The sequence below is a fragment of the Duncaniella freteri genome (assembly GCF_004766125.1).
GTDB lineage: Bacteria > Bacteroidota > Bacteroidia > Bacteroidales > Muribaculaceae > Duncaniella > Duncaniella freteri.
In genome coordinates, this window is sequence record NZ_SJSA01000003.1 from 72,984 (window position 1) to 95,065 (window position 22,082).

Annotated in this window: 24 protein-coding genes and 2 pseudogenes; 13 read left to right on the forward strand and 13 right to left on the reverse strand. The window is 47.1% G+C overall.

Features of this window, described 5'->3' with window-relative positions:
• Positions 1–9: 9 nt before the first annotated feature.
• From EZ315_RS15690 to EZ315_RS15705, 4 genes are read right to left on the reverse strand one after another with little or no spacing between them, the layout of a single operon-like run.
• Complete coding sequence (locus EZ315_RS15690; RefSeq protein WP_135472917.1) at positions 10–285, reverse strand: helix-turn-helix domain-containing protein; 276 nt, start codon at positions 283–285, stop codon at positions 10–12.
• Positions 282–527 carry a hypothetical protein gene (locus EZ315_RS15695; RefSeq protein ID WP_135472918.1) on the reverse strand — a complete coding sequence of 82 codons (246 nt, stop codon included), beginning with the start codon at positions 525–527 and terminating at the stop codon, positions 282–284. Before EZ315_RS15695 ends, EZ315_RS15690 begins: the two co-directional genes overlap by 4 nt.
• A gap of 5 nt (positions 528–532) precedes the next feature.
• Positions 533–751: a helix-turn-helix domain-containing protein gene (locus EZ315_RS15700; RefSeq protein WP_135472919.1), complete on the reverse strand. Its 219-nt coding sequence runs from the start codon at positions 749–751 to the stop codon at positions 533–535.
• A 19-nt stretch (positions 752–770) separates the two neighbouring features.
• Positions 771–1,154, reverse strand: coding sequence for a hypothetical protein (locus tag EZ315_RS15705; RefSeq protein ID WP_135472920.1), 384 nt, complete (start codon positions 1,152–1,154; stop codon positions 771–773).
• A 180-nt stretch (positions 1,155–1,334) separates the two neighbouring features.
• Between EZ315_RS15705 and EZ315_RS15710 the strand changes: the two genes are divergently transcribed.
• The 4 genes from EZ315_RS15710 (at position 1,335) to EZ315_RS15725 (ending at position 3,384) form a co-directional block, all read left to right on the forward strand.
• Positions 1,335–1,883, forward strand: coding sequence for a hypothetical protein (locus EZ315_RS15710; protein WP_135472921.1), 549 nt, complete (start codon positions 1,335–1,337; stop codon positions 1,881–1,883).
• A complete protein-coding gene (locus EZ315_RS15715; protein ID WP_135472922.1) occupies positions 1,880–2,392 on the forward strand; it encodes a hypothetical protein in 513 nt (170 codons plus the stop codon). Before EZ315_RS15710 ends, EZ315_RS15715 begins: the two co-directional genes overlap by 4 nt.
• 195 nt (positions 2,393–2,587) lie before the next feature.
• Complete coding sequence (locus tag EZ315_RS15720) at positions 2,588–3,118, forward strand: hypothetical protein (RefSeq protein WP_135472923.1); 531 nt, start codon at positions 2,588–2,590, stop codon at positions 3,116–3,118.
• Positions 3,115–3,384, forward strand: a complete 270-nt coding sequence (locus tag EZ315_RS15725) for a hypothetical protein (protein WP_135472924.1) — start codon at positions 3,115–3,117, stop codon at positions 3,382–3,384. The genes EZ315_RS15720 and EZ315_RS15725 overlap by 4 nt, the downstream gene beginning before the upstream one ends.
• A gap of 158 nt (positions 3,385–3,542) precedes the next feature.
• Here the strand turns inward: EZ315_RS15725 and EZ315_RS15730 are convergent, their stop codons facing one another.
• The 8 genes from EZ315_RS15730 to EZ315_RS15765 form a co-directional block, all read right to left on the reverse strand.
• The gene (locus EZ315_RS15730; RefSeq protein WP_135472925.1) at positions 3,543–4,706 is read right to left on the reverse strand and encodes a site-specific integrase; all 1,164 of its coding nucleotides are present in this window, start codon (positions 4,704–4,706) and stop codon (positions 3,543–3,545) included.
• A gap of 214 nt (positions 4,707–4,920) precedes the next feature.
• The gene (mnmE, locus tag EZ315_RS15735) at positions 4,921–6,354 is read right to left on the reverse strand and encodes a tRNA uridine-5-carboxymethylaminomethyl(34) synthesis GTPase MnmE (protein ID WP_370463780.1); all 1,434 of its coding nucleotides are present in this window, start codon (positions 6,352–6,354) and stop codon (positions 4,921–4,923) included.
• A complete protein-coding gene (locus tag EZ315_RS15740) occupies positions 6,354–7,070 on the reverse strand; it encodes a DNA/RNA non-specific endonuclease (protein ID WP_170957555.1) in 717 nt (238 codons plus the stop codon). Before EZ315_RS15740 ends, mnmE begins: the two co-directional genes overlap by 1 nt.
• 195 nt (positions 7,071–7,265) lie before the next feature.
• Entirely contained in the window at positions 7,266–9,884 is a 2,619-nt protein-coding gene (locus EZ315_RS15745) for a transglutaminase domain-containing protein (RefSeq protein ID WP_135472556.1), read from the reverse strand.
• Entirely contained in the window at positions 9,884–10,642 is a 759-nt protein-coding gene (locus EZ315_RS15750) for a copper homeostasis protein CutC (RefSeq protein WP_135472555.1), read from the reverse strand. The genes EZ315_RS15745 and EZ315_RS15750 overlap by 1 nt, the downstream gene beginning before the upstream one ends.
• A 37-nt stretch (positions 10,643–10,679) precedes the next feature.
• Entirely contained in the window at positions 10,680–11,987 is a 1,308-nt protein-coding gene (locus EZ315_RS15755) for an alpha-L-fucosidase (RefSeq protein WP_135472554.1), read from the reverse strand.
• 37 nt (positions 11,988–12,024) lie between these two features.
• Complete coding sequence (locus EZ315_RS15760) at positions 12,025–13,203, reverse strand: IS4 family transposase (protein WP_135472553.1); 1,179 nt, start codon at positions 13,201–13,203, stop codon at positions 12,025–12,027.
• A 199-nt stretch (positions 13,204–13,402) separates the two neighbouring features.
• Positions 13,403–14,353 (reverse strand): ROK family protein, encoded by a 951-nt coding sequence (locus tag EZ315_RS15765; RefSeq protein ID WP_135472552.1) that lies wholly within the window; start codon positions 14,351–14,353, stop codon positions 13,403–13,405.
• A 221-nt stretch (positions 14,354–14,574) separates the two neighbouring features.
• Between EZ315_RS15765 and EZ315_RS15770 the strand changes: the two are divergent.
• Positions 14,575–16,733 (forward strand): annotated as a pseudogene (locus EZ315_RS15770) (elongation factor G).
• 183 nt (positions 16,734–16,916) lie between these two features.
• On the opposite strand, the pseudogene EZ315_RS15780 reads toward EZ315_RS15770, so the two are convergent.
• Positions 16,917–18,253, reverse strand: a pseudogene (locus tag EZ315_RS15780) (chloride channel protein).
• A gap of 149 nt (positions 18,254–18,402) precedes the next feature.
• Between EZ315_RS15780 and EZ315_RS15785 the strand changes: the two are divergent.
• From EZ315_RS15785 to EZ315_RS15815, 8 genes are all read left to right on the forward strand, one after another.
• Positions 18,403–19,146 carry an acylneuraminate cytidylyltransferase family protein gene (locus EZ315_RS15785; RefSeq protein ID WP_317129926.1) on the forward strand — a complete coding sequence of 248 codons (744 nt, stop codon included), beginning with the start codon at positions 18,403–18,405 and terminating at the stop codon, positions 19,144–19,146.
• 2 nt (positions 19,147–19,148) lie between these two features.
• Positions 19,149–20,084 carry a Gfo/Idh/MocA family protein gene (locus EZ315_RS15790; protein ID WP_135472548.1) on the forward strand — a complete coding sequence of 312 codons (936 nt, stop codon included), beginning with the start codon at positions 19,149–19,151 and terminating at the stop codon, positions 20,082–20,084.
• Between the two features lie 141 nt (positions 20,085–20,225).
• Positions 20,226–20,660, forward strand: a complete 435-nt coding sequence (locus EZ315_RS16940) for an SDR family NAD(P)-dependent oxidoreductase (protein WP_317129927.1) — start codon at positions 20,226–20,228, stop codon at positions 20,658–20,660.
• Positions 20,584–20,814, forward strand: a complete 231-nt coding sequence (locus EZ315_RS16945) for an SDR family oxidoreductase (RefSeq protein ID WP_317129928.1) — start codon at positions 20,584–20,586, stop codon at positions 20,812–20,814. The genes EZ315_RS16940 and EZ315_RS16945 overlap by 77 nt, the downstream gene beginning before the upstream one ends.
• Positions 20,815–20,850: 36 nt before the next feature.
• Positions 20,851–21,177, forward strand: coding sequence for a TolC family protein (locus EZ315_RS15800; protein ID WP_135472928.1), 327 nt, complete (start codon positions 20,851–20,853; stop codon positions 21,175–21,177).
• A gap of 104 nt (positions 21,178–21,281) precedes the next feature.
• On the forward strand, positions 21,282–21,512 hold the full coding sequence (locus EZ315_RS15805) for a hypothetical protein (protein ID WP_135472929.1): 231 nt from the start codon (positions 21,282–21,284) through the stop codon (positions 21,510–21,512).
• A 22-nt stretch (positions 21,513–21,534) separates the two neighbouring features.
• Complete coding sequence (locus tag EZ315_RS15810; RefSeq protein ID WP_242452635.1) at positions 21,535–21,669, forward strand: alpha/beta fold hydrolase; 135 nt, start codon at positions 21,535–21,537, stop codon at positions 21,667–21,669.
• Complete coding sequence (locus EZ315_RS15815) at positions 21,666–22,073, forward strand: alpha/beta fold hydrolase (protein ID WP_135472931.1); 408 nt, start codon at positions 21,666–21,668, stop codon at positions 22,071–22,073. The genes EZ315_RS15810 and EZ315_RS15815 overlap by 4 nt, the downstream gene beginning before the upstream one ends.
• Positions 22,074–22,082: the final 9 nt, after the last annotated feature.

A 22,082-nucleotide genomic window follows, 5' to 3' on the forward strand; every position in this document is an offset into this window, starting at 1 on the left:
GCGTTATTATTAGAATTTGTTGATTGCTATGTGGGTGGCTGCTTTGCAGTTGATTTCATCATTAGTCGGGATGCGGTCTGACAACTGCCAATCCTCGATTTCTGACTTCTTGAAGAATGTGCGGTTGCCCTGCTTGTAATGAGGAATTTTTCGCGCACTTACGAGATGACGCACCCGGTCGGCTGATACTGAAAGAATCATTGCAACCTCATCGACATTCAGCACGTTTTTGAACTGAATAAGCATGATGCGTTCAAGTCGTTCAAGTCGTTGTTCTATGCTCATCGCTTGACCTCCTTTCTTTTGTTGCGCTCGGCTCGGAGTTCTTCAACGCTTGCCTTAAACAAGAGTTTCCAGCCGACATAAGCCATTATCGAGAAGAGCCACACAAAGATGAATCCCGGACGGCTATCATCGCTATTTATAGTTTCTATTAAGCACCTTATTGCATACGATACACCGAAAAGTATCATAATCACAGACGCTATGACTTGCGCCCACAGATAAGCCATTAGGATTCTTCGCATAGTTGTTAATTATTAGGGAATAATGTTTCGGGGTCAACGCCAAATTCCTTGGCGATATGCTTTCTTGTCAGAGCGTCCGGCACTTGCTGACCGGTCGCCCACTGACGGACTGTGTTAGGAGATTTCTCCGTCACGGTTGCAACTCTCTCGATGAAAGACTGCACCGGCGTAGGTTTGTCCTTTTCTCTCTGATAGAGGTCTTTGAATGTGATTTGCTTTACCATATCTTGATTTGTATTGTATTCAGAGAAATTCAGTTACAAGTTCGTAGTCGTATGCGTCAAACTCGATTCCGAGCTTGATTTTCTCTCGGAGGTATGTTTTATGACCGAGCAACTTGATTGCTTGATTGCGGAGCGTTGCGCTATCTATATCGGCAGCTTCCTTAATGAGAAGTCGTGCGGTTTCGAGTCTTTCGGCTCGGAGGTCGTCGAGCTTCTCTTTGAGATTCGTTGACTGCTGATAATATCTGTAAAGCAATACGCTATCAGAGTGATGCTTGAAGTCTTTGCAGAATGCGTCTTTGTCGATGCCTTCTCCGGCTTCGAGATACATTGCTTCTATCTCTTTGTATCGGTCTTCGGGGATGGTGTACCCGGTACGTTCTTCAAATTCTTTCTTCGTCATATTGCGTTGTTTTTTGAGGGTTGCTATTGCTTAATAAGTATTAAGTTTTTATCTTTGCACAATTTTTATTTTGATTGTGGCAATCACTTTCGTGATTGTGATGCAAAGTTAAAGAATAATTCTTGAATAGGCAAATAATTCAAGAAAAATTTTTGAACTAAATAATCGTAAATACGCTATATGGCAGATTATCAACGCATTGAGCAATTACTAAAACACCTCAACATGAGCGCGAGGGCATTAGCTCTTGCGCTTGGTCTTAAAAATCCGCAAATTTTCTACGACATAAAAGCCGAGAAGTGCGGAATCTCAAAAGAACTTGCAACTAAAATTCAAGAGCGATACTTGAATGTGAGCGCGGCGTGGTTACTTACCGGCGAGGGGCAGATGCTGAAAGAATCGACAACGAATGTCGGCGAGATTTCCGGCAGTGGAAACACAGTCGGAATGACCGTCAGCCAAACAATCAAAAGAAATAGCGGGCAAAATGCCGGACGTGACATACACAATCCTCCGTGTCCGTATGGCGATAAGCACTTCATGGCGGAGCTTGAAGCTCAACGCAAACTTGCAGAACGGCAGCTTGAAGTATATTCAGCTTCGTTGAGCCAAAGAGATGAGCAAATTCGCACGGCCCAATCACAAATAGACACATTAATCAAGCAAAATCAAGAGCAATTCAACCGCTTCATGGCTTTGCTCGAAATGATGCAAAATAAGACTGTATGAGAGTTAACGTAGAAGATTTCTTTGCTAAATATGGAAGCAAAGAATATCGCAATGGTCTGTATATCCCCGAAGATATTTGGGCGATGAGAAACGAATGCTTTTTCTCTGGAGCTGTTGAGATGGAGGTGCCGGATAATATAGTAGACACTATCGAATCCAACAAGCTGAATCAAGAAAGGCGCGATGCCGAGTACAACAACATATCAACGCATCGTGTCGCAGGTATGGAGCATGAGGGAAACGGAGATATTGATGAGGCTATTATCGAATATGCCGAATCAATCCGACTCGGAGAAAACGCGGAAAACGATATGTTTCACGCATTCGGATATTCTTATACCCGAATCATCGTGTTACTCGATAAGGTTAAGCGATACACGGAAGAAATAGACTACATAGAGGCGTTGCTTAATCATAGCATGAATGAGCCGGAACGTGACAAATACGTTGCTCGGCTCGAAAAGACAAAGGTCAAACTTGAAAAACAATCAAAGAATGGAAGAGTCTAACCGATTACCTTACTTCTTGATAGACTTGATGAAGTCTTATATCGTTGGTGACTTTCCGCTCGATGACAAAGCGGACGTATTACTCTTTGAAATTGGTCGCCAACTCGTGAACTGTAACTCCCGTAACGAGCCGACAGATGACCTTGAATATCTCTACGATACGGCGAAGTGGCTTCAATCTAAAATTATGGAGGAATGAGAAATATCGGTATTTGCGCAATGCTTTTTCTTTGCGCTTGCTCAAACAATCTCGAAAAGTCGGAGGTCGTGAACTATGTCGATGGTCTTGTGGGAATGTACCCGAACTATCGAAGCAACGAAATTGCAGAATCTGCAATTTTAGACTCCATCGCTAATCATCAACGACCGATAGGACAGCTCGCATCAGATTTGAGCGGAGTCAAATTTAAGTTTATTCGGCTCATTGAGAATCAGAATGACGGACGCTATTCTGCATTATTCGTATCTGACGGTTGTATGTCAGATATTGACAACCCAAATGGCAATCCAAAACATCTTATGACAAACATCCATATACGTGTTCTTGGTAAGGTGGATTCTGAAATGGCTGCGAAGTTAGACGGAAACGCTCGATATAGCATAAGTGGCATTCTTCATGCGTGGGATGCAAAGGACGTGTTTTCTGTTACTGATAGAATCGGTGCCTCGTTTGATTTCGGCACTTATATCCTCGAAGAAATGACAATTAAAAAAGTTGAGAAATGAGCCGCCGCCGAGTTTACAGCAATGACACACTTGCGATAATGGATAGGTTCTTTGTCGCTCTTGACGCTTGTATGCAAAATGACCTATTCAAAACGCTCAAAGAGTATTTTGAAAAAGCTGGAATCGAGCCTCCCCACTTCTACACCCAACGTAAGGATAGAAATAGGGGGTTCTTTGAAGTCGGCTGGCTCGTTCCGTTGATAAAAGACTGTGGCGTGTCGGCTCGTTGGCTTATGACCGGCGTAGGCTCGATGTTCGCCGAGTAGCTGTCATTGCGTTAACCGCACCGACATGACAAAACCATTTCGTTGTTGATGCCGAAATGGTTTTGTCGCTCTTAGACATTGAGTGCTAATGACATATAAGTTTAATTCCCCCGAATCCGGGGAAATTAAGTTCGAGTTGTCAAATTATACTTGACAACTCAATCCGCTTTGTCTTTGTTGAATATATCCGGGATTCTCGATACGGCGGCTTGTTTGTTCTTGTCAAGGACTTTCGCATATATCTGCGTAGTCGATAGCTCCCGGTGTCCGAGTAGCTTGCTGACTGTGTAGATGTCGGTGCCGATGTCAAGCATGAGGACTGCGAATGTGTGGCGGCCGCAATGAAACGTGATGTCTTTGTTGATGCCGGCTCGTAGTACCCACATCTTTATCGCGTAGTTGGTGCAACTCGGCGAATGAATGTCGCCAAAGACGTATTCGCCCGGTTTTCCATGCTCTCCGAGTAGGTCGGCAGCTTGAGGCGTGATGTCGAGATATTCTTGACCGCCGGTTTTCTTTTGCCGGAAAATGATGCGTGTAAAGTCGCCTTGCTTCTGCACTTCGCTCCATGTGAGCTTTACAATGTCACTACGGCGTAAACCGGTAAGACACGAAAAGAGAAAGGCGCGTTTGATTTCCGGGTAGTCGCATTGCGTATCAACGAGCTTTCGGATTTCTTCAAGCGTCAGATACATTCGTGTCCCTTCCTCGCCGCTGAAGCCGTCAATGCCGCGCATTGGATTGTGTTGTATTATTCTGTCCTCGTAGGCTTGGTTAAGACACGCCCGGAGCTTGTTGAAATAGCTCTGCTTCGAGTTCTGCGACAATGGACGGCGTTCCGCTCTCTCTCGTTTGTCATTTCCGAACGCTTCAGCTTTCTTGTCAAGGAATGTTCTGAATCCCTCAACCCAACGTGGCGTAATCTCTGCAAATGTGATGCGCTTGTTACGCTCGTACTTTTCGAGATGCTTCAGGCACGAGAGCCAGTTGCCCCAATTTCCACGACTCTCTTTTCCGAGTCGTTTTTCTGTTATTGCGCGGTAGTAGTCGAAGAATAGAGTATCTTCGGCAAACTGTGATTTGAATCCGTAGTCGCCATTCTGCATCTCGACAAGCCGTTTGCCGAGAATCGACTGTGCAAGCTGCATAGTCTGTTTATTCTTCTCTTTGTCTGCGCGTGTCTTCTCCGGGATGAGATAGAGTTTCAAAAACTCATAGTCACGCTTACCGTCCTTATGGTAAATGTCGAGGTAGAGGCTTATGTTGCCGTTGAGCAATTTGCGCTTCCGCAGCCTAATGGGAGATTTGTTTGTATCAGTCATTTTGCGTTGTCGTTATTTGTTACTTTTGTGACTCCGATTCTTGGAGTAACAAAATAACAACACAAAGGTAACATATTCCTACCATACGCACACCATAACAAAGCCACTATTTTCATTTTTCTTAAAACGCACTACACCTTATATATTTTATGGTGTCTATATGTTGCGCGTATGTTGTCGGCGTGTCATTTTTATTTGCATTGAATTTCACACACTACTTTCCGATGCAGAATTGGGAGAAGATGGTGTTGAGGATTTCGGTGGAGGGGATTGTGCCTGTTATTGTGGAGAGGTGGGAAATGGTTTCGCGTAGATGTTCGGCTATGAGGAAGCTTTCAAGTCCGTTGTTGAGCCCATTTATTAGAGGTCGGATTGATTCAATGGCTTGACCAAGAGCTTCAGCCTGGCGCAGATTGGTGATTATGATGTCGTTTTGATCGGTGGTGTCTTTATTTTTTGCAATCTTTGTCAGCTCATGTTTCAGGTCGGATATCCCTGTGCCATGTTTTGCGGATATGGGTATCACATTTTCAATGGATATCTTGTCTGTATTGATTGCTTGTTTCGTTTTGGATGATGAGTCAAGCAGGTCGACCTTATTTAGTACAACTATTATGCTTGGTGATATTCCTGTGTCGGACAATAATTCCTCCGGAAGGTGGTTTCTAAGAGCGGTCATATCAAGGCTGTCATCCGGAACGGTCGTTGCATCGATGATAAGGAGCGCTATGACAGATCTGCTGATGGCTTTACGTGAACGGCTGATGCCTATCTGTTCAATAGGGTCGGATGTGTCGCGTAGTCCTGCGGTATCGATGAAACGGAAAAGGTAATCACCGATTTCAAGAGTCTCTTCGATTGTGTCGCGTGTAGTGCCATGTATGTCGCTTACTATTGCTCGTTCATCATCAAGGAGAGTGTTGAGTAGTGATGATTTTCCGGCATTTGTCGCTCCGATTATTGCTACAGGGATTCCTTCCTTTATGGCATTGCCTCCTTGGAATGAGTTGTGTAGGCGTTGGAGTTCATTATGGATATCGGTAGCTATCTGGAGCAATCGGTTACGGTCGGCAAACTCTACGTCCTCCTCCGAAAAGTCAAGTTCAAGTTCGAGAAGAGCAGATAGCTGTATCAATTGCTCACGTAGTGTGGAGAGTTTTTTCGAGATGCTTCCTTTCATCTGGCTCATGGCTATACGATGAGCGGCACGTGACGACGAGGCTATGACATCAGCCACACCTTCGGCTTGCGACAGGTCCATGCGTCCATTCATCACAGCACGTCGGGTGTATTCTCCTGGTTGTGCCATTCTGCATCCTGAACGTATGAGAAGTGCGATTGTCTCACGCTGTATCCATCGTGAGCCGTGTACAGAAATTTCAACGATGTCCTCTCCTGTATATGAATTGGGCCTGCGAAATACGGTGGCCACACATTGGTCAAGAGGTTCGTCGGATCTTTCTTTGTCGATTATTTCTCCAAGATGTGCTGTATGGCTCTTTGCGGAGGAGAGCGGTGCTCCCTTCCACAAAGAGTCAACTATACTGACCGCTTCCGGTCCGCTCACGCGAATCACGGCTATACCTCCCGTGCCTCCAGGCGTGGATATCGCACAGATGGTATCTTCAGCAAGGTAGAGGTCCATCATTACTTTTTAAGAGTGCTCCATTGGTGAAAATTACATTGGCTCTCAATCTGTTCCTCAACATCGTCGGGGAGCGTTGAGAAGAAATCATGACCGGTAAGTTTCTCTACCTCGTCAATGGATACAGCACAGTTCTGCATTCCTCCGACCACAGTGCCGTTCGGCATTATGAAACCTATGCCGCGTGCCGGAGTAGAGTAGGGGGCTATGATTACTTTGAAGAACCTGCGCGGCACCCATACTTTGGAGTCTCCTATATATTCCAATGGGGTCTCATCCATAATAGGACCGCATACAATATAGATTTTTCCATCTATTTGAGCCCATGTACGGCATTTCTCCTCAAGTGATTTCCAGGAACCGTTGTTGAGAGAATGTAACTGCGGGCACATGTTGGCGAATGAAAAGCATTCGTCCATTGCTTTCTGGCTCCATTTCATGTCACCTGCCGGAGCCATGTGACCACGGTCATATCCCGATCCACGGTAGTCATAGTCGTAAGCGCAACCTTTGATTTCGGGATCTACAAAAAATTCATCTCCGCGTGGCACCGTCCCATTGGTCTTTTCCTCAGTAAGTTCCCATGACACCCAGTTGGGGATATGACAGTCGGCATTGAACGAAACATCCATTCCTGTGTAGCTCTTTAGCTGAGAGGGTACGTCCGGATTGGTGACGACTTTCATAAGGTTGCCATACTCTCCAGGTACTTGCTGCATTTCCGGTTCCGGATTGTTGCAGCAAGTGAGAGTATTGGCTACCCAGAAACAACCGAGTAATACAAAGGTCAGAATGAGGGAAGAGAGTGATTTACGAGATGATTTCCTGCGGCTTGATTTTCTGTATTTGTATGACATGTCAGGTGTTGTAATTATGTGGTTAAATAGTTAATAAATTGGTTTCTGATAAGTGAGTTATTCGGAGAGTTGAAGAATAGTGTTGAGTAGTGTTTCTCCAAGTCCGATGGTATATCCCTGTTGTACAGCCACGACACGATTGAAAGTATCGGCGATAATAAATATCGGCAGATCTGAAGTAGTCAGATTAAGCCCATCTTTCAGAGCTTTCGCTATCTTACCATCCGGATCTGAGCCCCATTTGATTGTTGATGGCAGTGACTTGTAGAGTGAGGAATCAAAACGGCTGGCACTCTCTTCAGGCAGAAGCAGTACAATGCTTTTCCCCCATTTCTCAAATTCATCTTTTATTGCCGATATGTCATTGAGGGCGTGAGCCGATGGCTCGTGGCTTGGAGCTATCAGTCCGAGTACATAATACCCGCGTCCTGTGGTGGAAAGTATGCTGCGAAGTTCGCCCGACGGATCTTTATAGCGTGTTTCAGCGTCAAAGTTGCCTATTACTTCTACTCCGTTTGTCGCATGACGCACAGTAAGAGGGACGTTTGCTATGGCGGATTCCTGGACTGTAAAGATACGTATCTTGGCGAGCACGCTTCCGTCAGCCATGCGCCTTCCTGTCACCATCATATATTGTCCGGCATCCACTTCGATGGGCTCGGAAGCTATTTGTGACACAGGAAGAAGTTCTCCCAATTCAAGTGTCGACGGGATGCCGTCAGAGATCTTTGCGATGGTGAATTGTGGATAGTATTTCGGCTCAAGCCCTCCGTCGTGGGTATAGCTGATATTGATTCTGCCCTTAGGATTATTTGGCGTGACAACTTTTCCGAAAAGGTCTACATCAATCCATTTCCCTGAATTGTCGGCGTATTGTGTTTTGCAAGTCACAGGATCGAGTCTCGCCGGAATGCCGAAACTGCGAGCTCCGCTTACAAAGAATATTGCCGCGGAGTGGGTGTCAGCTTTTCTCCCTTTCAGTACTCCTTCAGGATGCATGCTGAATCCGAGAGGATTCCATGAAGTGTCAATGGTTATATTGTCTGATACCCATTTGCTCCATTTATCCGGGTTGGCACGGAAGCTGTTGCGTTCAGTTTCTGAGAATGCATTGCGGAAAACATGTTTATATGGAGTGAGCTGCTCCAGCCATACACGTGGGTTAAGTATGCTCTGTTTGAAATGCCAGCTGTTCACGTCAGGAGTCGCAACATGATCGCGCAATGTCTCTGCATTTATGTCATTGAGGTCTTTTACCGCTATGACGCTAAGAAGGTCGATCGCCTTATTGCGGTCCGTTTCCGGGACTTCGTTCAGGAACGATTCTATCACGCGCCAGTTGCCTCTTGCATCGGTCATTATATCTTTCACCTTTTCGGAGTCAAGACCAAGTTTTTTGGCAAGAACTTCTGACTGTTCCGGGGTATAGAACGTATTCATATATGCGATACGTATTGAGTCCTCCTGAGCCTTGCGCATGTCATTCATGGCAGTTTGTTCCTTTGTGACCGGAGGCATGGATGCTCTTACCGGAGGAGGCACGATGTCAAAATCAAATTCGGCCACACTTTCCGGAGAGTACTCAAGGGTGACAGTAGCGGGAGCTGATGCCGAAGCTTTGGATATTCCGAAACGGTCTCCGTCATATGCCCATATGATCATATCCCCTTTGCCGGCAACTATTGATGCTTTGCCATTGGCGTCAGCCTCCTTTGTGCACACAGGGAAGAATTCGGCATAATTGTAGATACAGAAACGTACTTTTGCTCCGGGTACCGGTGAACCGTTCTTGTCCTTCACAGTAACATTGATGGTGCTTGTCGGGGCGTAATTGCTTGTTACGTTTATGTCGGTATAAGCAGCGTTTGTGAGCAACACTTCTTCAGGACCGTCATAACGCCCTATGACTCTGGTATTCATCATCATGCCGCGTGATGCGGGTGCATTGAACCAGGCAAGATTAAGTACTGGCTCAGGCTCGCAGGCTCCCAGAAAGTACCATTTCCCATTAGCCCATGCCTCTACCCAGGCGTGATTGTCGTCAGTGTGTGCCCATCGCGGAGTATATATCTGACGAGCAGGAATGCCGACTGAGCGTAACGCTGCGACTCCGAATGTGCTTTCCTCTCCGCATCGGCCCAAGGCGGAGCGTATTGTCGCGCTTGGCGAGTTGGTGCGTCCGTCTGAAGGTCTATAAGTCGCTTTTTCGTGACACCAGTGATTCACCTCCAATATGGCGTCTTCCATTGACATTCCCTTTATGCGATCTTTAAGTTCGGCATAGAGATAGTCGCGTGAGTCGTCAAGATTCTCGTTGTTAACACGTGGGGAAAGCACAAAATGCCGGAACTCACGGTCGGGGACATCCTTGCCCCACGGCATCTCCTCGGATGCTCGTATGGCTCCTCGGATGTTTTGGAGGTAATATTGCGGAGTCCGGTCCATTATGTCAGGTAGTGTCATATAGGCATACATAAAGCGCAGTCCCTCTTTTTCGAGGGCTGTGACTGTATCGCTCTCCAGCAGGGCCTTTAGCTGAGAAGGCATGGATGATTTGTAACGCTTCTCGAAATCGTTTCTTGATAATGGTGTCTCTATCCTGTCTACTGCAAACATGGATGCTGTTGTGGCGAACAGTAGCATAGCGGATGAGAATATACGGCATATGTGTCGCATCAGTGTATGGTATTATATTCGGTGATTATGTCTTTAAGGTTGCGCACTATTGTGGCGGATGTGGTGAGACGTGAGAACTCGTCGGCATCAGGTGTGCCCATCTTCACGCTTTCACGACGGAATTTTACCGGGGAGGTGACTTTGGTTCGTGCTGATGCATGCAGATCGTCCGCTGCTGCCGCCTTAAGTATGGCTGGGGCTGTTGCTGGTGACACTCCGGCTCCTGCCATAATCCTTATGCGGCCTTCTGCACGCTCACGCAGATGCATGAGGGTAGGGATGCCGTCAAGAGCAGTAGGTGCCATTCCCGAAGTGAGCAGGCGGTCGCATCCGAGTGAGATGATATCTTCGAGAGCCTCGTCGGGGTCTTCTGCCATATCGAATGCACGATGGAAAGTGATGCTCATGTTGTCGGCTTCATCCACAAGTCTTTTACAGGTCTCCATGTCAATATCACCTCCTGGAGTGAGTGCCCCTATTACCACACCGTCAACTCCGAGACTCCGGCACATGGCGATGTCGGAGCGCATGCATTCCACCTCATCGGGGGTATATATGAAATCGCCTCCTCGCGGACGTATGAGCACGTGCACCCTGATGCCTCGTATATTTTTTGCGGCGGCTATGAATCCTAATGACGGAGTGACGCCACCTTCACCGAGTGCGCTGCATAGTTCTACGCGATCGGCTCCTCCGGCAACGGCTGCTTTTACGCTGTCGATATCTCCGGCGCAGATTTCAAGAGTGATTTGTTTCATTTTACCGTTTATGTAAATGTGTTACCCGGTTGTTATATCACTTTTTTATAGTCACTTCTATGATATGGTCAGGCACATCGGGAGTGGCGTCCATTCGGAGGATGGTACCGTCTTTGGATTTTTTTGTCTCCACAGGAGTGCGGGATGCGAAGGTCTCCGCTTTTTTTACTTTCAGGTCAGACGGAATAATGATCTCGGTGGTGCCTGGCTTTATGACATGAAGGAAGAGCCTGTCGCCGTTGCGGGTAGCGGTGCCCCACGACTGTTCGGCAAATGGGCTGCCTTCAGTCCCATAGATGGTTTCGCCGTTGACACTCAGCCATTCTCCCATATCCTTAAGTCGATCAAGAGCTGTTGCTGGAAGTTCGCCGTTAGGCTGCGGACCGATATTGAGTAGCAGATTGGCTCCGAGTCCGGCTGTCTTTACAAGGAAACGGATCAGTTCGGTAGTGCTTTTATAATTTGTGTCGATTACTTTGTAGCCCCACATGCCGTTCATGGTCTGGCATGTCTCAAGCGGAAGCCGGCTTATTTCCTGTCCGGACAGACCTGCTGTATTCTCTCCTGGAGCATCTCTCTCGAATATCTGTATATCTTCACCTTCGAATGGGGTGATATGATGGTTGTTTCCTACAAGGCATGCCGGTTGCAGGCGATGTATCATCTCGTACTGAGGTCCGAGTTGCCAGTCGAAAGGCACTGTGTCCTGATCGTGGTCCCATACTCCGTCAAACCATATGGCACGTATAGGTCCGTAATTTGTAAGAAGCTCTGTGAGCTGGGCATTCATGAACTTGTAGTAATTGTCCCAGTCGGAGTAAGTTGAGTCGCGTCCGGTGCTGAGCCCGGTGCGCCCACGCGGATAGTCGGGGCGAGTCCAGTCGATGTGAGAGTAGTAGAGATGAAGTTTGAGGTCCTCTTTCTGGCAAGCCTCTGACAGCTCCTTTACGATATCACGTTTGAAAGGGGTGGACTTTACTATATTATAGTCGCTTTGCTTTGTGTCCCACATGGAGAATCCGTCGTGGTGCCGTGATGTGAAGCAGATATATTTTGCTCCCGAACCTTTGATGGCGCGGGCCCATTCTTCGGCATTGAAGTCAATAGGGTAGAACCCTTTGGCGGCTTTGGCGTATTCGTCGGCCTTTACGCCGTAGTTGAGATACCATTCCCCTTGACCGAACATGCTGTATATGCCCCAGTGGATGAATATGCCGAAGCGGTCGGCCGAAAATTCTTTTTGAGAACGCTTTACCTCTTCGGACGGTATGTATTTGTCGGCGGCATATGCCGTAGTGGCTGATAATGCCAATGCGGCAAGAGCTGAGAATAAAATTTTTTTCATTTGGATATACTACTGGTGCGATAAAAATCGCGTTAGTTTAAAAATCATCAAATAAAGAGAGTTCTTTGACATTTTGGTCTGAATTGGTTGATGGGTCTTGTTTGGTCATAAGCCATCGCAGGTCGACACGCTCCAAGGCAGAGATTCTGATCAAGGTCGCCACCTCGGTAATAGAATAGCAGCTGTTATAATTGGCTTTTATTCTTGCTACCGTCAGATAGGCTATGATGGCAGTCCAAATGTGGACTTTAACGGCATTTTCGGAGAATCCCCAAAGATTCTTGACGACGATGTTCTGCTTAATCCACTTGAAGAAAACCTCTATATCCCAACGGTGACGATAAAGATTGGTGATTTCCAATGCGCTGACTTCAAAGTTATTGGATATGAAATCAACAATGGCATCATTGTCCATGTCATATACTCTTACGAATCTCATATCCTCAGGATAGAGCTTGCAGGACTTGTATCCGGTGACACGAATCCGAGAGTCTTCTATGATACTTGGGGTCGTATCGGGGATAGCCAACTGCTCTATGGTTGTGAACTTCATGTTCTCTTTTGGGCGTGACACCCAGAATGCCTGCGACTGATGGAATTTGAACAGTGCCTTGAAGTCAACATACGCCTTGTCCATTACATAAAAAGCGAATGGTTCCGGTGTGAGCATGTCGAGTTCGTTACTGTCATGCCATTTACCATCAGTGATATGGATGTTGGTGGGTATACTTCCTCGTAAATCAAGCAAAGTATGCATTTTAACTGCCCCCTTGCTGTATTTGCCCAACGCCCACGCTGCGAGTTTTATGCTTGTGGATATGGTCGTGGAGTCCAACGCATAAATTACGTTGTCTATGGTTATCTCTGAGAGTTGAACCTTTGAATACATTGGTCTAACCAATCCGATAAGATAAAACCCAAGTCCCTCAAAAATACGATAATCCCTGCTTTCGTTTGCGCGAGACAATGATGTATGGTTCACTGTGTTGCGAAAACCGAGGTGATATAGGATTTTCGAGTGGGCTTCCAAACATAGACAAATGTCTCTAAGTGAATCACACCCTGTCAATTGACCAAAGAGCAGATGAAGGAGGTGGTTGTAACTGGTGAGATTCTTTACATGCCAATCGCCTTTATATTGCTTTACCAGCTTATCGAACCAGTAGCGCGGTATAAACTCGATGACTTGGGAGAACACGAACTTTCCTTGATTCATAATCTTGATGCTTCTGAACAACAAGACTAATAAACCAAATTCAAATCAAAAAATCAATGTACTCTTGTATTTGACTAAATACTAATATATTAATCACAGTGGTTGGATTTTTATCGCACCACTACTAATTTGGATATAAGAGATAAGATTTGTTATTGTCTCGGATTAAGGCACTGTTGTGGTGTTAGGTGTGCGGTCTTCACCATGCTGCCGCTGCTGCACCGAGCACTGCCGCATCATTGTGTGGAAGCTGTGATGTGGTGATCTCAACCTGGTCTTTATATATGTAAAGTATATGCTTTGCGAGAGATTCTCGTATGGGGTTTATCAGATGGTCGCCTGCTTTGGTTACACCTCCGAAGAACACTATTGCCTGAGGGGATGAATAGGCACAGAAATTGGCGCAAGCTTCTCCGAGAATCTCACCTGTATATTTGAGCACACGTATGGCAAGCTGATCACCGTTGGCGGCCGCATTGCCTATATCTGCCGAGCATAGGTCCTTTGGAGGGATTTCACTCAGTACGGATTTCATGTCGGGGAATTCTGCGATCATTTCGATGGCAGTATGCACTATCCCTCTGGCGGATGCATAAGTCTCAAGGCATCCTTTGCGCCCGCAGCTGCATTGGCGTCCTCCGGGACGTATGATGGTGTGACCAAGTTCTCCAGCGAGTCCGCGGTGTCCGTGCACGAGATGTCCGTCACTGACAATGCCGCTCCCGATTCCGGTTCCGAGAGTAAGGATTATGAAGTCTGACAGACCTCTTCCTGCACCGTATATCTGTTCGCCTATAGCTGCCGCGTTAGCGTCGTTGGTGGCTGATACAGGGAGTCCGGTGGCACTTTCCATCATCTCTTTGAGCGGGATGGGTGATGGCCATGGAAGATCTACAGCTCCCTCGATCACTCCAGTATTGTGATTTACTGCCGGTGCTCCGATGCCTATGCCTTCGATCTGTCCTTCCAGGCCGTTGGCTGAAATCTGTTCAGTGACAGCTTTGGCGAGTGATGAGATATAGTCGGACAATTCAGGATATTCGCCTGTCATTATCTTGTCGCAGGCTACGATGTGTCCGTCTGTATCCACGATGCCGAATACGGTGTGGGTGCCGCCTATATCTATGCCCACTACGTAACGTTTTGCCATTGTTGTGAAATGAAGATTGGTAAATAACCCTCAAATTTAACAAAACTGAATGAACTAACCAAATTCGGGACGAATTCTTGTTGTTTTGTGCAATTATGTTTTAAAACACATGGCAAAAGTGATAGATTGTAGAAAAATATCACTAATTTGCGGACGCTTTAATTATTTGCTTAAAGCATATTCTTTAATTATTATTTACCACAACGACATCTCAGGAGAATATGAAAGTCTATCAAACCAACGAGATTAAAAACATTGCCCTTCTCGGAAGCAAGGGCTCGGGTAAAACCACGCTCGCTGAAGCTATGCTTTACGAGTGTGGAGTGATAAAACGTCGTGGCACCGTTGAAGCGGGCAACACCGTATCCGATTCTTTCCCGGTTGAGAAGGAATATGGCTATTCGGTATTCTCTACTGTGTTCTATGCTGAATTTCTCGGCAAGAAACTCAATGTGATTGACTGCCCTGGAGCCGATGACTTCGTGGGTAACGCCATCACAGCTCTTAACGTCACAGACACCGGTGTCATTCTCATTAATGCCCAATATGGTGTGGAGGTGGGCACACAGAATATATTCCGCACAACTCAGAAACTCAAGAAACCTGTGATATTCGCTCTCAATCAGCTTGATGGTGAGAAAGCGGATTATGAAAACGTGATCGAAGAGATGCGTGAGCATTTCGGCAATAAGGTCGTGACTGTGCAGTATCCGATTCAGTGCGGAGCCGGCTTCAATGCTATGATCGACGTTCTGCTTATGAAAAAATACTCCTGGGGTCCTGACGGCGGTGTCCCCACTATAGAGGAGATCCCTGCCGATCAGATGGAGCATGCCCGTGAACTTCATCAGGCTCTTGTCGAGGCTGCTGCCGAGAATGACGAGACCCTGATGGATAAGTTCTTTGAAGAGGGACATCTTACCGAGGATGAGATGCGTGCAGGCATCCGTAAAGGTCTTGTGGACCGTTCGATCTACCCTGTGTTCTGCGTAAGTGCAGCTAAGGACATGGGTGTGAGGCGTATGATGGAATTCCTTGGCAATGTGGTGCCTTTTGTCAATGATATGCCTGCTCCGGTAACTACAGACAATGTCGAGGTCAAGCCTGACAGCAATGCACCTCTTTCATTATATTTCTTCAAGACGACTGTGGAGCCTCATATCGGTGAGGTCAGCTATTTCAAGGTGATGTCGGGTACGCTTACTCCAGGTGTCGATCTTGACAACGTGACACGAGGCTCGAAAGAACGTATCGCGCAGCTCTATTGTGTGTGCGGAGGCATTAAGTCTCAGGTGGATAAGCTCTGTGCCGGCGACATCGGAGCTACGGTCAAGCTTAAGGATGTGCGCACCGGCAACACTCTTGATGCCAAGGATTGCGATTATCGTTTCGATTTCATCCGTTATCCCGAACCTAAGTATCGCCGGGCTATCCGTCCTGTCACTGAAAGTGATGCCGAGAAACTGATGACTATTCTTACCCGTATGCATGAAGAGGATCCCACATGGGTTGTCGAGCAGAGTAAGGAACTGAAACAGACTATTCTTTCAGGTCAGGGCGAGTTCCATCTGCGCACTCTCAAGTGGCGTGTGGAGAACAACGATAAGCTCCCGATCATGTTTGAGGAGCCGCGCATACCTTATCGTGAGACCATCACCAAGGCAGCACGTGCCGACTATCGTCACAAGAAGCAGAGCGGTGGTGCAGGTCAGTTTGGTGAAGTACATCTCATCATTGAGCCTTATACAGAGGGAATGCCTGCTCCTGACACATATAAGTTCGGCAGTCAGGAATTCAAGATGAGTGTACGTGACACTCAGGAGATACCTCTGTCATGGGGTGGCAAACTTGTGGTCCACAACTGTATTGTTGGTGGTGCCATTGATGCCCGGTTTATTCCTGCCATAGTCAAGGGGCTTATGGACCGTATGGAACAGGGTCCGCTGACAGGTAGCTATGCCGTGATGTAAGAGTATGTATCTACGACGGCAAGATGCATCCTGTTGACTCAAATGAGATCTCTTTCCGTCTGGCAGGCCGCAACGCTTTCTCCGAAGCATTCCGCAATGCCAATCCTAAGGTACTTGAACCTATCTATGATGTGGAGGTTATGGTGCCGGGTGATGTGATGGGCGATGTGATGAGCGATCTTCAGGGACGTCGAGCCATAATCATGGGCATGGAAAGTGATAACGGTTTTGAGAAGATTATTGCTAAAGTTCCTCTCAAGGAAATGGGCAGTTACTCTACAGCTCTGTCATCGATCACAGGCGGGCGTTCGGCATTCACCATGAAGTTCGCATCCTATGAACTTGTTCCTTCCGATGTTCAGGACAAGCTTCTCAAGGAGTACGCCGAGAAGAGCCAGGCTGATGAATAGAATACTTAACGCTGGACACAGGATTAGTACAAACCTAATCATATATCAGATATAATTAAAGGTTAGATTTTTTCGTACAATCTTGCTGAAAAATCTCTCTTAACGTTCAGCAGTCTCAGCAATAATCAATCGGGACAGACCGGGTCAGTGGCGGTCTGTCCCGATATATTTATTATCTGTGCCTTATCTTTTATTCCGGATTGACAGGCACCATACTGTGGCATATGATACCACGGAGCATATGACCACAGGAAACATCATTCCATAATATCCGGTCATCTCCACTACAATGAACATTGACATGAGCGGAGCCTGGATTATTCCCGCCATAGTGCCCGCCATTGCTATAAGTGCGCAGTTGCCGAGAGGCAGTTGAAGCCCGAAAAGATGGTTGAGCAGTCCACCGAAAAAGAATCCTGCCATACACCCTGCAAAAAGGGTGGGGCAAAGTCTCCTGCCACACCGCCTCCGCTGTTAGTGGCTGCACATGCTACACCCTTCACAGCTGCAACCGCACCACACACTATCATCACAGTCTCAACAGTGGGCATTCCTTGCTTGTGCCAGAATGAGAATTCGGTCATTGTGTGCAGGTCTCCGTCGATAAGATTAGCCATTGTGGAATATCCCTCGCCATAGAGTGATGGGAACATAAATACAAGCACCGAAAGGATGCCGCCGGATACCAGGGCTCTTACCCATGGCGAGCGTAACTTTTCAAGTAGTGTGCCGGTCCATCCTGCCATCCGGTAATAGAATATCGAGTATACGCCGCAGAGCACACCCAGCACAATGATCCATCCGCTCATGTGAGGGTCGAAGTACTGAGGATGAGTCAATGGGACGTCGAGAGTGAATCCTGTGAGGCCATAGCTTGTCATACCGCCTATGACACATGCTATGGTCAGAGCTATCATCGATACAGTGGACATTGACATCCCCATGACTTCGAGCGTGAACATCATCCCTCCTATCGGTGCCTTGAATATGCCAGCGATTCCTGCTCCTGCGCCGCATCCTATGATTATCATCATCAGTCGAGGCGGTAGTCCCACCCATCGCCCAAGTTGGCTCGCGAGTGCTGCTCCGGTGGAGGCTATAGGACCTTCGGCTCCTGCTGACCCTCCGAATCCAAGGGTCAGTGTGGATGCCATTATCGGACCATAGGTATATGTGGCCGGGATATCACAGATTTTCTGTTTCACCATTGCATCGATCTTATCGAGACCATGCTCGATATTACGTCTGAAACCGTAGCGTTGGAGTGCCACTGTGAGTACGATTCCTGCGAGTGGCACAATGAGAAGTGCCCAGTTGACACCGACAATGCTGAAATGGTTGACAACCAGTATAGACAGCCATCTGATGATGGATTTAAGCAGAAATGCGCATCCACCAGTGATAAGTCCTACGAGTGCCGCAAGTACATACAGCGATACAGACGGAGGCAAAGATCCAAGCTGCCATTGCGGCTCGGCATATGTGTTGTCGCAGGTGTTGTTAGGGGTGTCGGTTGGCATGGTTGAAACGGTTGTTTCTAATAATAACGTACATGTGTGTTATTGAGTTTTGCATTTCCAACATTTGCATAATCGCCGGAATGTGTATAACTTTGTTTCCTGCAAGCTGTATGGGATGAGCCTTTTGGGCATTCCTACAGAAAATATAGATGAATTATGAATATTCTGATTACCATATGTGCGCGAGGGGGTCGAAAGGGATTCCCGGTAAGAATATAAAACCGGTTGGAGGAAAACCGTTGCTGGCATATTCTGTTGAGACGGCAAGGCGTTTTTCCGATCGTTTTGCCTCGCAAAAGGACTCGGATGGGAATAATGGTGTGGACACAGTGCTTTCCACCGACTCTGAAGCTATCAAGAGTGTGGCGCGGGAGTATGGACTTTCTACCGATTATGTACGTCCTGACTATCTTGCGAATGACACCTGTGGTAAGCCTGATGCCATCCGTGATGTGCTATGCTATGCTCAGGAACACTATGGCAGGAATTACGACTATGTGATAGATCTTGATGTGACGTCACCCATCCGTACGGTCGAAGATGTTGAGGCCTGTCTCAGGCTTATTATTGCCAATCCTGAAGCCAAGACGATATTTTCGGTTAATCCATGTGCCCGCAATCCTTATTTCAATCAGGTCCAGGAAGATGGGAATGGATATTGCCAAGTGGTGCTTGGAGGAAAATACACCACGCGCCAAAGTGCTCCGAAGGTATATGATATGAACGCGTCGATCTATGTATACCGTCCCGAGGCACTGATGTGTGAGCATCCCAGAGCCGTGACTGATAAGTCATTGTTTTATGTTATGGACCATGTGTGTTTCGATCTTGACGAACCGTCCGATTATGATTACCTCGCCTATCTTATAGAGACAGGTAAAATAGAGTTGTGACGATGAGGGTGCTCGTAATAGGCTTAGGCTCAATTGCACGTAAGCACATCGCAGCCCTGAGGAATATTGATCCGGAAGCAGAGATCCTGGCTCTGCGCTCATCCATTGGAGCACCATCCTGTGATGGTGTGCGTGATATATATGACATCTCTGCGATAAAGGGGACAAAGATAGATTTCGCAATCATATCCACTCCTACTTCCGAGCATCTAAGGTCGCTTATGGCTGCACGAGAATTGGATTGTCCTCTTTTTATAGAGAAGCCTGTGCATCATACGCTTGAATGCGAATCTGTTGTGCGAGAGCTCATGTCGTCAGGTGTATTGACCTATGTTGCGTGCAATCTTCGTTTTCTTGATTCCATCCGTTTCATCAAGAACGCCGTAGAGACACGTGGAGTGGCAGTCAATGAGGTGAACGTATATTGCGGGTCCTATCTGCCAGAATGGCGTAAGGATGCCGATTTCCGGAAGGTGTATTCATCTGTCCCGGAGATGGGTGGAGGTGTCAATATTGATCTTATTCATGAGATTGATTACCTTTACTGGATATTTGGCATACCGGAAAGCGTCGTCAAGGTCCTTAGGAACGGTTCCTCTCTTGGCATTAGAGCCGTGGACTATGCCAACTATACAATGGACTACGGCAACTTCTGTGCGAGTGTGGTGTTGAATTACTATCGGCGTGACTATAAACGGACTTTGGAGATTGTATGGGAGGACGAGACATGGTTATGTGATCTCGCCCGGAATATGGTCGTCCGGACATCCGACGGTCAAGTGTTGTTCCGGTCGGATGATTCAATACTTGATACGTACGAGGCGCAGTTAAGATATTTTGCAGATCTTGTAAGAAACAATAAGAAAGAATCCTTTAACACTGTGGGTGATGCTCTCAGTGTGCTTAAAATATGTTTGGACGATGAATCTGAAAGATAAAGTAATCATAGTTACAGGCGGACGCGGCCTGATAGGCGCGAGATAGTCAGGGAATTGAATGACCACGGAGCAAGAGTGGTGGATGCCGATATCTCTGTGAGACTGTGAGACAGATGCGATAAAGGCACTTATGGACTTGACATGGGATCGAATGAGTCTATTGACGGTCTGATAGAGTTTACAGTCAATAATTACGGACGTATCGACGGACTCATCAATGCTGCATATCCACACACCAAGGATTGGGGGAGATACCGGTTTGAGGATACGCCGTTTGAGCACTGGGAGGAGAATGTGAGATTGCAGCTGAACTCTGTGTTCTACATCGATCGTCAGGTGTCGCTCGTGATGGAGCGTCAGGGCTACGGCTCTATAGTCAATTTCGGTTCCATTTACGGTATCGTAGGCAATGATTTCACGATCTATGAGGACTACGGAGGCACATCCCCTGTGGAATATTGCGCCATAAAGGGTGGAATAATAAATTTCACACGCATATATGGCATCCTATTTGGGGAAATACGGTATCCGAGTCAACTGCGTATGCCCGGGCGGCATATGGGATCACCAGCGTGAGGAATTCGTAAGGAACTATAATCACCGTTGTCCCATGAAACGTATGGGCAATCCTGACGACATAGCCCCGCTGTGTCTCTTCCTCGTATCGGATGGAGCGAAGTATATCACAGGTCAGATAATTGCCGCTGACGGCGGATGGACCGCGATATAGCGGCTTATTATATTTCCGGAAAAGAGATTGTGAAACATGTCAGGGAATCTCTCGATTTCAGTCAGGATATATTCGTGCTTGTGGAGCGATCACAACAACCAGCGCGAGCAAGTGGCGATAGCTTCTAAGGCTGGTGAGACAGCCGGCCGACGCTATTCCGCCAATGTGGAGACATTCATGATAGGTAAGTTGTCGGTACTTGATCTCAATGATTCACATATCAGGAATGATGAATCACGTTGCGATTATATCAATCAGTTATTCCAGTACTGGTACTATTATTATCAGCTCCGCAGCCTCACTCTCACTGACCCATGTACAGGGCGACCTCTAACATCGGAAATATACAGGCTTGTAAGATGAGAATACTGTTTGATAAAACCTGTACATGTGCTTCGGCACTTCTAAACTCTGTACTCTATTTTTTTTGCATAACGTGGCGGATTTTTATAATTTTGTTGTCGATTATGGAAAAGGACATAACAATACGTTCATTGCGCTTCCATTATACCGACAACCGTCCCTCCGGAGGTCCTGCGGCGACCGTCGTGACATCTGACCGCGGTGTTTGGGAGCCGACCATCATCCTTATGCACGGATGGGGTGTGACCACACCACTTTGGCTTCGGTGGAGAGTGTTGCTCTTAAGTCCGGATATCGCGTTGTCAATGTGGATTTTCAAGGTTCGGCAAATCTGAAGAGCCTTGTGCGGTATGGGGGGTGGAGGATTACACCTGTGCCATGGAGGAATTCATCGAGGCTCTCGGCATCAGGAATCCTGTGCTGTTAGGTCACTCTTTCGGTGGACGTGTAGGCATTCTTTATGCCTCTCGTCATCCCGAGTCAAGGCTATGATACTTGTGGATGCAGCCGGGATAAAGCCCAGACGTTCGTTCAGTTATTATCGGAAAGTGTATACTTTCAAGGCTATAAAGCGGATGATGTATCTCATATATGGCAAGTCAAAGGCTGAGCTGAAACTTGATGCACGCCGTGCCAAAGCCGGGTCGAGTGACTATGCCTCTGCTTCACCGATGATGCGTCGCATACTGTCACGTGTCGTTAATGAGGACCTTACTGACCGTCTTCCGCTCGTCAAGGTTCCTGTGCTGCTTGTATGGGGCGAGAATGACACAGCCACACCGCTGTCTGATGCCCGCACCATGGAGCGTCTGATACCCGATGCCGGACTTGTTTCGTTCCGGGATGCGGTCATTACAGCTTCCTTGATAATCCGGTTCAATTCGCCGCAGTCCTGAGGAGTTTTC